Origin of the sequence: Micromonospora sp. WMMD1274 (assembly GCF_049179035.1) — a bacterium.
GTDB classification, from domain to species: Bacteria; Actinomycetota; Actinomycetes; order Mycobacteriales; family Micromonosporaceae; genus Micromonospora; species Micromonospora tulbaghiae.
On the sequence record NZ_JBMHMG010000001.1, the window covers coordinates 1,687,824 to 1,700,736 of the forward strand.

Genomic DNA, 12,913 nt, shown 5'->3' on the forward strand with positions numbered 1-12,913 from the left:
GGTACGCCTCAGCCGGCCGTCGTGCCGCCGTCGAGGACGAGCGTGTGGCCCGTGATCATGCGCGCCTCGTCGCTGGCGAGGAACACCACCGCGTCGGCCGAGTCGCGCGGCGTCGCCATGCGGCCCAGCGGGATCGACGCCCGGAAGTTCTCCCGCGCGCTGTCCGGCACGTCCCCCATCCCGCCCAGGAACGCCGAGAGCATCGGCGTCTCGGTCGCCGCCGGGGCGATCGCGTTGACCCGGACGCCGTGCGGCGCGAGTTCCAGCGCCAGCGCCTTCATCAGGCCGATGACGCCGTGCTTGGCGGCGGTGTACGGCGCGTACCGGGGGCGGGCGATGACGGCCTGGAGCGACGCGGTGAACACGATCGCGCCGCCACCGGCCTCGATCAGCGCGGGCGCGGCGGCCTGCGCGGTCCAGAACGCGCCCTTGAGGTTGACGTCGACCACGCGGTCCAGCGTCGCCTGGTCCACCTCGTCCAGCGGGCCCGTGAACGGCGTACCGGCGTTGGCGTGCATGAGGTCGAGCCGGCCGAACCGCTCGACGGCGGTCTCCACGGCGGCGCGGCAGTCAGCGGCCCGGGTGACGTCGCAGGCGACGCCGACCACGGCGGACCCGAAGCCGGCGGCCGCCTCGGCGGCGCGGTCGCCGTCGAGGTCGGCGATGACCACGCGCGCGCCCTCCTCGACGAGCCGGCCGACGGTGGCCAGTCCGATGCCGCTGGCGCCTCCGGTGACGACGGCGACGCGGTCAACCAACCTCATGTGCTGCTCCTGTTGAATCGGTCCAGGAGGTCGCCGCTCAGGGTGGGCACCGCGGACAGCAGCCTCTGGGTGTAGGGGTGCCGGGGGTCGGAGTAGATCGATTCGGTCTCACCCGTCTCGACGATCCGGCCCTGGTTCATCACCGCGATCCGGTCGCAGAGGTACCGGACGACGGACAGGTCGTGGGAGACCAGGATCAGGGTCAGCTTGAACTGCTCGGCCAGGTCGGTGAGCAGGTTGAGGATCTGCGCGCGCACCGAGACGTCGAGCGCGCTGACCGGCTCGTCCCCGACGATGACCTTCGGCCCCGCCGCGAGGGCGCGGGCGATGGCGATGCGCTGCCGCTGGCCGCCGGAGAACTGGTGCGGGTAGCGGGTCACCGCCTCCTCGGGCAGACCCACGGAGTGCATCAGCTCGGCGACGCGGGCCCGGTGGTCGCCGGGCAGGCGCAGCGCGCGCATCGGCTCCGCGATGATGTCCGCGACCCGCATGCGCGGGTTCAGCGACGACATCGGGTCCTGGAGCACCATCTGCACGTCGCGGCGCAGGAACCCGAGCCGCCGCTCCGGTACGCCGCTGATCCGCTGCCCCTGGTAGAACGCGGTGCCGGAGGTCGGCTGGTCGAGGGCCATGAGGATGCGCGACAGCGTGGACTTGCCGGAGCCGCTCTCCCCCACGATGCCGAACGCCTCGCCCTCGTGGACCTGCACGCTCACGCCGTCGAGCGCGCGGATCGGCCGGCCCGGCGTACGCAGCGACCGCCGCGGGGCGCGGTACTCGCGCACCACGTCGACGGCTTCCAGCAACGGGGTGGTGGTCATGCGCTGGCCTTCCCGCTTCCTAGGAACTGGTCGCTCTCGATCGGGTGGTGGCAGGCCGCCCGCTGGGTGCTGCCGGGCGGTGCTGTCAGCAGCGGGACCGTGGCGCAGACGTCGTCGGCGCGCGGGCAGCGGTTGCGGTACACGCAGCCGGTGGGGAACGACCCGAGCGACGGGACGCGGCCCGGGATGGTGGACAGCCGGCCGCTCCCGTCGGTGCTCTCCAGCACCGTGGACGCCCGCAGGCCCGCCGTGTACGGGTGCCGGGGCGAGTCGAACACGGTCGCCACGTCGCCGTGCTCGACGATCGAGCCGCCGTACATGACGAGCAGTTCCTCGCAGATGCTGGCGACGACCGGCAGGTCGTGCGTGATGAGCAGCAGCGACGCGCCCTCCTCGCGCACCAGCGTGTCCATCAGCCGCAGCATCTCCGCCTGCACCGTGACGTCCAGCGCGGTGGTGGGCTCGTCCGCGACCAGCACGGCCGGGTCGCACGCCAGCGCGATGGCCAGGACGACGCGCTGGCGCTGGCCGCCGGAGAGCTGGTGCGGGTACTTGCGCGCGGTGCGGTCGGGCTCGGGGAGCTGGACCCGTTCGAGCAGTTCGACGGCCCGGGCCGAGGCCGCGGCGCGGCTCATCCCCTTGTGCAGCCGCAGCGACTCGGCGACCTGGTTGCCCACCCGCATCAGCGGGTTGAGCGCCGTCATCGGCTCCTGGAACACCATGGTGATGTCGTTGCCGCGGACCGCGCACATCTCCTTGTCGGACAGGTCGAGCAGGTTCCGGCCGTTCAGCAGCACCCGGCCGGACGCGGTCACGCCGTGGGGCAGCAGGCCCATCAGCGCGAGCGCGGTCAGGGACTTGCCGCAGCCGGACTCGCCGATCAGTCCCATCCGCCGGCCCCGCCCGATCTCGAACGAGACGCCCTTGACGGCCTGGATGTCGTGGACCTTGACGACGAGGTCCTCCACCACGAGCCCGCTCACGCCGCTCACCGTCCTCTCAGCCGCGGGTCGAGGGCGTCGCGCAGCCCGTCGCCCATGAGGTTGAAGCCGAGCACCGACAGGGCGATGGCCAGACCGGGCCAGACGGCGAGCATCGGCTGCACGACGAAGTAGTTCTGGGCCTCCTGGAGCATCCGGCCCCAGGTGGGGGTCGGTGGCGGGGTGCCGTACCCGAGGTAGGACAGCGCCGCCTCGGCGAGCACCGCGTGCGCGAACGACACCGACGCCTGCACGATGAGCAGGGCCGCGATGTTCGGCAGCACGTACCGGACCATGAGCACCACGCCGCGGCGGCCGTAGCTGCGCGCGGCCAGCACGAAGTCGCTCTGCAGCACCTGCATCGCGCCGGCCCGGGTGAGGCGGCCGAACACCGGGACGTTCGCGACGCCGATGGCGATCATGCCGGTGAGCGTGGAGGCGCCGAAGCCGGCGGCCAGGATGATCGCCAGCAGGATGGCCGGGAACGCGAACACGATGTCCAGCGCCCGCATCACCGGCTCGCTGAGCCAGCGGTGCCCGGTCGCGGCGAGCAGACCCAGCGGTACGCCGACAGCGGCGGCGATGGCGACGGCGACGACACCGACGAACAGTGTGGTCCGCGCGCCGACGAGGAGCTGGCTGACGATGTCCCGGCCGAAGTGGTCGGTGCCGAGCCAGTGCTCGCCGCCCGGGGAGAGCAGCGTCTGGGACGGGTCGACCCGGGTGGGGTCGTACGGCGTCCAGAGGAACGACACGAGTGCGGTGAGGACGACCAGGCCCACCAGGCCGGCGCCGATCACCAGCGTGAGGTTCCAGCGGCGGCGCGGCTTGACGGGGCCGGCCGCGACGACGTCGGCGGTGGCGTCCGGTGGGGCGTCGGCGACTGATGTCATGCCTTGCTCCTCAGCCTGGGGTCGACCGCGTTGTACACCACGTCGACGACGAAGTTGATCAGAAGCACCGCGGCGGTCAGCACCATCACGGTGCCCTGCACCTTCAGCAGGTCGCGGTTGCCCACGTCCTGCAGCAGCATCCGGCCGAGACCGGGCAGGCCGAAGACGTTCTCGATCACGACGGTGCCGATGAGCAGCGTCGCGAGTTGCAGGCCGAGGACGGTGATGACCGGGATGGCCGCGTTGCGCAGCGCGTGCCGGGTCAGCGCCTGCGAGCGGCTGAGGCCCTTGGCCCGCGCGGTCTGGATGAAGTCCTCCTGCATGACCTCGACCACCGCGGACCGGACGTAGCGCATCAGGATCGCGCCCTGGGCCACGCCGAGGACCAGCGCCGGCATCAGCAGGGCCTGCACGGCGCCGCCGACGTCGTCCCACCCGGTGAACCCGCCGGCGGGCAGCCACTGCAGCTTCACCGCGAACACGGTGATGAGCAGGATGCCGAGCCAGAACGACGGAACGGCGATGCCGACCTGGCTCAGCGCGGACAGCGCCGTCCCGATCGCGGTACGGCTCTTCACCGCGGCGAGGATGCCCAGCGGCACGGCGATGAGCAGCGCCAGCGTCATCCCGGCCAGGATGAGCGGCACCGTCACGCCGAGCTTGTCGGCGATCTCCGAGCCGACCGACACCCCGCTCAGCGGCGAGATGCCGAAGTCACCGCGGATCAGGCCGCCGGCCCAGTCGAGGTACCGCTCGGTGAACGGCCGGTTCGTGCCGAACTGCTCCCGCAGCGCCTCCAGCGCCTCCGGGGTGGCGTTCACGCCGAGCATCGCCTGCGCCTGGTCGCCCGGCAGCAGCGCCAGCATCGTGAAGACGAGGATGGACGCGGCGAACAGCGATACCGCGAGGATGGCCAGCCGCCGGACGAAGTAGATCACCATGCGTGTGTGCTCCCACTCCGAGTCATGGCCTGATCATCACCATCTTGGTCACGGTCAGCTCCTCCATGGCGAAGCGCGGTCCCTCCCGGCCGATGCCGGAGTCCTTGACGCCGCCGTACGGCATGTTGTCGGCGCGGAAGCCGGGCACCTCGTTGACCAGCACACCACCGACGTCGAGGCGGCGCACGACGTCGAGGGCGACAGCCAGGTCACGGGTGAAGACGGCGGCCTGGAGCCCGTAGCGGGACCGGTTGACCAGCTCGACCGCCGAGTCCATGTCCGGCACCGACCGGACGCAGACCACCGGACCGAAGATCTCCTCCGCCCAGCACTCGGCGTCCTCGGGGACGTCGACGAGCACCGTCGGTTGCAGCACCCGGCCCTGCGCCGTACCGCCGGCCAGGCAGCGGGCCCCGGCGGCGACCGCGCGGTCCACCCACGAGTGCACCCGCTCGGTGGACGCCTCGTCCACCAGGGCGGACACCCGGGTGTCGGCGGACCGGGGGTCACCGGTGGCGACCGACGCCAGCAGCGGCCGGAGGCGGTCCAGCAGCGCCTCGCGGACCGGCTCCTCGACGATCACCCGCTGCACGCTGATGCACGCCTGGCCCGAGGCGTAGAACCCGCCGCGTACGACCGCCTCGGCGGCCCGGTCGAGGTCGGCGTCGCGGCCGACGACGAGCGCCGCGTTGGACCCGAGTTCCAGCAGCACCTTGCGCGGGGCCGCGGCGCGGGCGATCTGGTGGCCGACGTGCGCCGACCCGGTGAACGACACGGCGGCGACGGCGGGGTGCGTGGTCAGGAGCTTGCCGACCTCGACGCCACCGGTGACGAGCTGGACCCCGGCGGCCGGGCAGCCCGCCCGCCGGAACAGGTCGACCAGCACCAGCGTGGCCAGCGGCGTGTTCGGCGCCGGCTTCACGATCACCGGGCAGCCGGCCGCGACCGACGGCGCGACCTTGTGCGCGGCCAGGAGCAGCGGGTAGTTGAAGCCGGTGATGCCGACGACGACACCGACCGGGCGGCGTACCCAGAAACCGAGCATGCCCTCGCCGGCCGGCTGCATGTCCAGCGCCACCGTCTCGCCGGTCAGGTGCCCGACCTCCTCGGCGGCCGTCTCCAGCGTGACGAGCGTCCGGGCGACCTCGACCCGGCAGTCGACGAGCGGCTTGCCGGTCTCCAGGACCAGCAGCTCGGCCAGCGAGTCGGCGCGGGCGCGCACCTCGGCGGCGACTGTCGTCAGGATCGCGCGCCGCCGGTGGCCGGGCAGGCCGGCCATCTCCGCGGCGGCCTCCCGCGCGGCGTCGACCGCCGCCTCCGCGTCGCCGGGGTCGCCCCACGGCGCCTGGGTCACGGTGCTGCCGTCGTACGGGAAGCGCACCGGCGCGGTCTGCGCGGTGGTGGTCCAGCCCGCGCCGATCGGCAGCCCGGCGGGCAGCGCGGTGAGCAGCTCCTGCGCGGTCACGACGCCGCACCCGCCCGGGCGCCGGTGGCACCGGTGAGGAAGGCCAGCGCCGCCTCGGCGTAGACCTTCGTCTTGCGGACGATGTCGTCGACCTCGACGTACTCGTCGGGCTGGTGGGCGATCCACTTCGGGCCGGGGCCGTACACCACGTTCGGGATGCCGCTGTCGCGCCACAGGATCGTGCCGTCGGTCGCGCCGGGCACGCCGCCGAAGACGGGCTCGGCGCCGGTGACGGCGCGGTGCGCCTCGGCCACGGCGAGCGAGACCGGGTGGTCCTCCGGGGTGACCGCGCACGGCCGGTCGTCGACGACCTCGACGGCGAAGGTGACGCCGTGCCGGGCGCCGATGGCGTCCGCGTCGGAGCGGACGCGCGCGGCGAGCGCGGCGTGGTCGACACCGGGTACGGTCCGGCAGTCCACGCCGAGCACGGCGCGGCCGGGGATGACGTTGAGCTGGTCGGCGGAGCCGGCGTCCAGGACCGTGGGAGTCAGGTACGTCAGGCCGAGGTGCACGTGCTCACCCGGGTCGGCCTGCAGCTCCTTCTGGAACCGGCCGAGCGCGGCGACCAGCTCGGCCACGGCGGGGACGGGGTTGCGGCCGTGCTGCGGCATCGCGCCGTGCGCCATCTTGCCGGTGCAGGTGACCAGCAGCCGGACGGCGCCCTTGGCGACCGCGCAGATCTCCTCCGCCTCCGGCTCGCAGATGATCGCGGCGTCCACCTCGCGGGCCAGCGCTGTCGTGGTGAAGTGCTTCGCCCCGAGCATCTGGCCCTCCTCGTCCACCAGGGCCGCCACCACGATCCGGCCCGGGAACGGCCCGGCCAGCTCGACGGCCCGGGTCGCGTGGATCATCGCGGCGACACCGGCCTTCATGTCGGCGGAGCCGCGACCGTACAGCCGCCCGTCGACGATGTCACCGCCGAACGGGTCGACGGTCCACTCCTCGGGAGCGCCCTCGGTGACGACGTCGGTGTGCCCCTCGAACATCAGCGTCGGGCCGGGCAGGCCGCCGTCCACCACCGCGACGACGTTGGGACGCCCGGGGACGACCTCGGTGACCTCCGGCCGCCAGCCGAACCCCCGCATGACCTGCGCGACGAGTTCCGCCACGGGCTGCTCGCTACGCCCGCGCCCGGCGTCCCAGGTCGAGGGGATGCGGACCAGGTCCTGGGTGAGCGACACGACGGCTTGCTCGTCCACGAGATGGCCGGCGCTGAGGGAGGCGTGGGTGTCCGACGTCATGGCGTCGGAGGTTACGAACTCCGACCCCGGAGGGGAACGTCCAGTTTCCGGGTCGGCGGGGGTACCAGTCGCGGCCGGACCTGGTCTTCTACGGCCGCGGCGACCCGCCGCACCCCCTCGTCGATGCGGTCCAGCGGCATCACCTGGTACCCCAGGCGCAGGTGGTGACGCGGTGCCGGCCGGGCCGCCCAGTACGGCGCACCGGGGTCGAGCAGGACACCCTGCCGGCGCAGCTCGCGGGCCAGCTCCCCGGCGTCCAGCCCGGGCGGGCCGGTGATCCACCGGGCCAGCCCGCCGCGCGGCACCGGCTGCGGTCCCCAGCGCACGTGCCGCTCGACCGCCCGCACCATCTCCTCGTACAGCCCCTGGTAGTGGGCGCGGACGCGGCGCACGTGGCGGGCCAGGTCCCGGCTGGCGATCATCTGCGCGAGGGCGCGTTGCATCGGGCCGGGCGGGTGGCGCAGCACGTAGCGGGAGCGGGCCCGCATGGCGTCCACGAGCGCCGGGGACGCCACCACGTAGCCGAGCCGCAGCCCCGGTGCCAGCAGCTTGCTGAAGCTACCGAGGTAGACGACGCGGTCCTCGTCGTCGAGCGCCCGCACCGCCACTGCGGGCATCCCCCGGAACGTCATCTCCGGGTCGTAGTCGTCCTCGATCACGACCGCGTCCGCCGCGCCGGCCCGGCGCAGCAGCTCCTCACGGCGGGACGCCGACATGGTCGCGCCGGTCGGGTACTGGTGGCTCGGCGTCACGTACACGAGCTGGGCGCCGTGCAGGTCGGCCGGCAGGTCCTCGACGACCAGGCCGTCCTCGTCGACCCGGCCGGGCACCACGTCGGCGCCGGCCATCTGCATGATCGTCCGCGCGTCGGGATAGCCGGGGTCCTCGACGAGCACCACGCTGCCCGGCCGGACGAGGACGCTCGCCAGCAGGTGCAGCGCGTGCGTCGAGCCCAGCGTGATCATCACCTGGTCCGGGTGGGCGGAGATGCCGCGCGCGGGCAGCACGTGCTCGCAGAGCTGACGCACCAGCTCCGGGTCGTCGGCCTGGCCGGCGTCCCCGATGACCCGGGACAGCCCGTCCTGCCGCAGCGCCTCGCGCTGCGCCCGCTCCCACGCGCCGATCGGGAACATGGACGGGTCGGGCTGGCCGACCACGAAGGGGAACGGCGCCCGCGCCCAGGCCGGATCCCGGTGCACCGGCGTGGGCGGCGGTTCCGGCAGCCGCGCCGCCCAGTCGATCGGCTGCATCGGGGAGCGGGCGGTCCGCCGCGCGGCCCGCATCCGCACCACCGCGTCGGAGGAGACGTAGAGACCGCGCCGCGGAACGGTCACGATCAGACCCTGCTCCATGAGCCGGTCGTACGCGGTCAGCACCGTGTTCCGGGAGACGCCGAGCGCCTCGGCCAGGCGGCGCGTGCTCGGCAGCGGGCCGTCGTCGTACTGCCCGGCGAGGATGGCGTCCTCTAGCCCGGTGATGATCTGTTCGTAGAGCGGAACCGTGCTCTGCGGGTTGACCGGCAGCAGGAAATCCGCCACCTCGACCTCCCACTCCCGCGGGGGTCTCGCCTCGTCCCGTCGTCGTACGCCCTGCACACGCCCCATGCGTCCCGCTGGTACTAGCCTAGCCGGAGACCTGGACCTGTTGCGGAGGGCCCGTTCCCGCCACGCTTGGCCGGGCGATGGCAGGTGACGGTCTCCTGCACGCGGACAGGGGTGGACTCATGAGCGCCCAGCGAATCGCGCTGGTGCCCGGCGACGGCATCGGACCGGAGGTCACCGCGCAGGCGGTCAAGGCGTGCGACGCCGCCGCCCGACGGTTCGGGATCGACCTGGTCTGGGAAGACTACGAACTCGGCGCGGACTACTGGCGGATCACCGGCCAGGTCGTGCCGCCGGACGTGGAACAGGAACTGGCCAAGGCGGACGCCATTCTCTTCGGCGCCGTCGGCGACCCGTCGGTGCCGCCCGGCGTGCTGGAACGCGGCCTGGTCATCCACCTGCGGACCGCGTTCGACCAGTACGTGAACCTGCGGCCGGTCAAGCTGCTGCCCGGCGTGCCCACGCCCATCGGCGGCCTGCGACCGGAGCAGTGCGACCTGGTGATCCTGCGGGAGAACACCGAGGGCGCGTACGTCGGCGCCGGTGGCTTCATCCACCGGGGCGGGCCGGACGAGATCGCCACCCAGGAGTCGGTGAACACCCGCAAGGGCGTCGAGCGCCTCATCCGGCACGGCTTCCGGCTGGCCCTGGGCCGCCGCAAGCACGTCACGCTGGTGCACAAGGCGAACATCCTGACGTACGCCGGTGACCTGTGGCAGCGGACCTTCGAGGAGGTCGCGGCGGAGTATCCGGACATCGAGGTGGACTACGTCCACGTCGACGCGATGTGCCTCTACCTGGTGACGCAGCCGGAGCGGTTCGACGTGGTGGTCACCGACAACCTGTTCGGCGACATCATCACCGACCTGGGCGCGGCCGTGCAGGGCGGTCTCGGCCTGGCCGCGAGCGGCAACCTCAACCCGACCGGATCGGCGCCGAGCATGTTCGAGCCGGTGCACGGCTCCGCGCCGGACATCGCCGGCCGCGGCTGGGCCAACCCCGCGGGCTCGATCCTCAGCGCCGCGCTGATGCTGGAGCACCTGGGCCACCCCGAGGCGGCCCGCTGCCTGGAGGACGGCGTGAAGGCGGTGCTGCCGCGCCTGGGCGCCATGCGCGGGCCGGAGATGGGCATGTCGACCGAGGACTTCGGCGACGCGGTCGCGGCCGTCATCGGCGAGGGCGCGTACCAGGCGGACGCCCTGCCGGCGTGACGCGGATGTGAGCACCGAACCGGTTCCGGACGGCGGCGGGGGCACTTCCCCGCCGCCGCCGTGTTGCGCGCCGAAACGCCCGCCCGCCGCCGCCGGCACCGGTGCCGCGGCGGACGCGAGCGCCGTCCGCTCACCGCACGGGGGTACGGACGACCTGATCGCGCTGCCCGGTGGCACCTTCCTCATGGGCACCGACGACCCGGAGGGCTTCCCGGACGACCTGGAGGGACCGGTCCGCCCGGTGACCGTGGGCCCGTTCGAGATCGCCGCCACGCCGGTGACGAACCGGCAGTTCGCCCGCTTCGTCGACGCCACCGGCTACCGCACGGACGCGGAACGGTACGGCTGGTCCTTCGTCTTCCACCTGCTGCTGGCGCCGTCCGCGCGTCCGCATGTGCTGGACGCCTCCGTGCCGCAGGCGCCGTGGTGGCTGGCCGTCGAGGGGGCGCACTGGGCCGCCCCGGACGGGCCCGGGTCGGGCGTACGGGGACGCGAGCGACATCCGGTCGTGCACGTCTCGCACCGCGACGCCGAGGCGTACTGCCGCTGGTCCGGTACCCGGCTGGCCACCGAGGCCGAGTGGGAGTACGCGGCACGCGGCGGCCTGTCCCGGGCCCGCTACGCCTGGGGCGACGAGCTGACCCCGGACGGGCGGCACATGTGCAACATCTGGCAGGGCGCCTTCCCGGCTGTCAACACCGCGGACGACGGGTTCGCAGGCACCTCTCCGGTGACCGCGTTTCCGCCGAACGGCTACGGCCTGTACGACGTCGCGGGCAACGTTTGGGAACTCACGGCCGAACCCTGGCGCGACCACCGCGGCCGCATCTCACCAGGTGAGAGCGTCATCAGGGGTGGTTCGTACCTGTGCCACGACTCCTACTGCAACCGTTACCGCGTGGCAGCACGGAGTCGGACCACCGTTGACTCCTCGACCGGCAACACCGGGTTCCGGGTGGCCCGGTAGCCGGACGCTGATTGGTACCTGCCGACCCCGCTGAACTGGCCCTTTTGCATCGGGTACCACGCTCATAGTGTCCCGCCTCACAGGCTACGAGCGCCCTTGGCGTTCTTCGCGATGGGACACACGAATGAATCGGCTGAAGATAACGCTGCCCGCCGTGCTGCTCGCCACGGCGCTGGCTCTGACCGCGTGCAGTAGCGACGGCGACTCGAAGACCACCACCGGCGGTGGTTCCGGCAACGGTACGGTCACCCTCGGCGCCTACCTCGAGCCGGTGAGCCTCGACCTGACCGCCGAGGCCGGCGCCGCGATCCCGCAGGTCCTGCTCTACAACGTGTACGAGGGCCTGGTGCGCCAGAACGCCGACACCGGCGAGGTGGAGCCGCTGCTGGCCAGCGAGTGGAAGGTGTCCGACGACGGCACCAAGTACTCGTTCAAGCTCCGCGACGGCGTGACCTTCCACGACGGCCAGAAGCTCACCGCGCAGGACGTGGTGTGGAGCTTCAAGCGGGTGACCGCCGAGGGCTCGACGAACCCGTTCAAGTCGCAGATGACAGTCGTGAAGACCGTCGAGGCGCCGGACGCGTCCACCGTGGACGTGACGCTGTCCCGGCCCAGCCAGAGCTGGCTGTTCGACGTCGCCGGCCGCGTCGGCGTGGTGCTCAAGGAGAACGCCACCGACCTGGGGACGAAGCCGAACGGCACCGGTCCGTTCAAGTTCGACAAGTGGAACCGCGGCGACAGCATCACCCTGGTCCGCAACGACGGCTACTGGGGCGAGAAGGCGAAGGTCGGCACCGCCGTCTTCCGGTACATCACCGACGCCAACGCGCTCAACAACGCGATGCTCTCCGGCCAGCTCGACATCGTGGCGAACATCCAGGCGCCGCAGCTGCTCGAGGTGTTCAAGGGCAACAAGCAGTTCGAGGTGGTCGAGGGCAAGACGACCGGTGAGGTCGTCCTGGCCATGAACAACGGCAAGGGCCCGCTGGCCGACGTCCGGGTGCGCCAGGCCATCCGCCACGCGATCGACCACGACGCGCTCATCAAGACCGTCTGGTCCGGCTACGGCACGAAGATCGGCAGCATGGTGCCGCCCAGCGACCCCTGGTACGAGGACCGCACCGGGGACTTCCCGCACGACCCCGCCAAGGCCAAGCAGCTGCTCGCCGAGGCCGGTCACGCAGGCGGGCTCACCCTGACCATGGACGTCCCGCCGCCCGGCTACGCCCGCGCGTCCGCGCAGTTCGTCGCCTCGCAGCTCGCCGAGGTCGGCATCAAGGTGACCCAGAACAACGTCGAGATGCCGCAGTGGCTCGACAAGGTGCTCGGCAAGGCCAACTACGACCTGTCGATCATCGCGCACGTCGAGCCGCGTGACCTGGTCCGCTACGGCCAGCCGGACTACTACTACCGCTACAAGAACCCGGCAGTCACGCAGCTCATGAACGAGGCCGACACGGCCCTGGACGCGGCGACCCGGGACAAGAAGTTCGCCGAGGCCGCCAAGGTCATCTCGCAGGAGGCGGCCAGCGACTGGCTCTTCCTGCTGCCGAACCTCGCGGTGATCCGCGACGGCGTGGAGGGCTACCCGAAGGACGCGGTGACCCAGTCCTTCGACGTCACCAAGGTCTCCAAGAAGTAACTCGGTTCCACGCGAGAAGGACCTGGTGGGCTCCGCCCACCAGGTCCTTCTCGCATTCCCCCACTCCCCACTCCCCGCTCCCCGCTCCCCGCTCCCCGCTCCCCGCTCCCGCGATCTTGCACTTGCTGCCCCTGGCGCGAGGGATTTCACCCCGTTCGCCGGGGCACCAAGTGCAAGATCGACGGGTCGGGGGGATCTGGGGAGCTGCTGTCTTGCTGGTGCGCCGCGGCGGTGGCGTTCGGGGGGCGAGCGAGTCGACCTGCCGGCCCGCAGCGCACGAGGACAGTCGAGGTGATGGTGCAGGCGTGGAGCCTTGCGTTGCCCGGACGCGGGGCCTCGACACGGGCACCGCCGAGCGGGCTCGCATTCCCCGAGCCCACGAACGGC

11 protein-coding genes are annotated in these 12,913 nt (G+C 72.5%); 3 read left to right on the plus strand and 8 right to left on the minus strand.

Annotation, left to right across the window (positions count from 1 at the left end; translation table 11 throughout):
* Positions 1-8: 8 nt before the first annotated feature.
* From ACN27D_RS07490 to ACN27D_RS07525, 8 genes are read right to left on the minus strand one after another with little or no spacing between them, the layout of a single operon-like run.
* Positions 9-764: an SDR family NAD(P)-dependent oxidoreductase gene (locus ACN27D_RS07490; RefSeq protein ID WP_121685035.1), complete on the minus strand. Its 756-nt coding sequence runs from the start codon at positions 762-764 to the stop codon at positions 9-11.
* Positions 761-1,585, minus strand: a complete 825-nt coding sequence (locus tag ACN27D_RS07495) for an ATP-binding cassette domain-containing protein (protein WP_121685034.1) — start codon at positions 1,583-1,585, stop codon at positions 761-763. Before ACN27D_RS07495 ends, ACN27D_RS07490 begins: the two co-directional genes overlap by 4 nt.
* On the minus strand, positions 1,582-2,568 hold the full coding sequence (locus ACN27D_RS07500; RefSeq protein ID WP_421498837.1) for an ABC transporter ATP-binding protein: 987 nt from the start codon (positions 2,566-2,568) through the stop codon (positions 1,582-1,584). Before ACN27D_RS07500 ends, ACN27D_RS07495 begins: the two co-directional genes overlap by 4 nt.
* A gap of 5 nt (positions 2,569-2,573) precedes the next feature.
* The gene (locus tag ACN27D_RS07505) at positions 2,574-3,458 is read right to left on the minus strand and encodes an ABC transporter permease (RefSeq protein ID WP_073830545.1); all 885 of its coding nucleotides are present in this window, start codon (positions 3,456-3,458) and stop codon (positions 2,574-2,576) included.
* On the minus strand, positions 3,455-4,399 hold the full coding sequence (locus tag ACN27D_RS07510; protein ID WP_421498838.1) for an ABC transporter permease: 945 nt from the start codon (positions 4,397-4,399) through the stop codon (positions 3,455-3,457). The genes ACN27D_RS07505 and ACN27D_RS07510 overlap by 4 nt, the downstream gene beginning before the upstream one ends.
* Before the next feature lie 22 nt (positions 4,400-4,421).
* A complete protein-coding gene (locus ACN27D_RS07515) occupies positions 4,422-5,864 on the minus strand; it encodes an aldehyde dehydrogenase family protein (RefSeq protein WP_421498839.1) in 1,443 nt (480 codons plus the stop codon).
* A complete protein-coding gene (locus ACN27D_RS07520; protein WP_421498840.1) occupies positions 5,861-7,105 on the minus strand; it encodes a M20 family metallopeptidase in 1,245 nt (414 codons plus the stop codon). The genes ACN27D_RS07515 and ACN27D_RS07520 overlap by 4 nt, the downstream gene beginning before the upstream one ends.
* Before the next feature lie 11 nt (positions 7,106-7,116).
* Positions 7,117-8,709, minus strand: coding sequence for a PLP-dependent aminotransferase family protein (locus ACN27D_RS07525; protein ID WP_358010945.1), 1,593 nt, complete (start codon positions 8,707-8,709; stop codon positions 7,117-7,119).
* Positions 8,710-8,828: 119 nt separating this feature from the next.
* On the opposite strand from ACN27D_RS07525, the gene ACN27D_RS07530 reads away from it, so the two are divergent.
* The 3 genes from ACN27D_RS07530 (at position 8,829) to ACN27D_RS07540 (ending at position 12,526) form a co-directional block, all read left to right on the plus strand.
* Positions 8,829-9,917, plus strand: coding sequence for a 3-isopropylmalate dehydrogenase (locus ACN27D_RS07530; protein ID WP_121685029.1), 1,089 nt, complete (start codon positions 8,829-8,831; stop codon positions 9,915-9,917).
* Positions 9,918-9,924: 7 nt separating this feature from the next.
* The gene (locus ACN27D_RS07535) at positions 9,925-10,884 is read left to right on the plus strand and encodes a formylglycine-generating enzyme family protein (protein WP_421498841.1); all 960 of its coding nucleotides are present in this window, start codon (positions 9,925-9,927) and stop codon (positions 10,882-10,884) included.
* A gap of 124 nt (positions 10,885-11,008) precedes the next feature.
* Positions 11,009-12,526, plus strand: a complete 1,518-nt coding sequence (locus tag ACN27D_RS07540; RefSeq protein WP_121685027.1) for an ABC transporter substrate-binding protein — start codon at positions 11,009-11,011, stop codon at positions 12,524-12,526.
* Positions 12,527-12,913 lie beyond the last annotated feature (387 nt).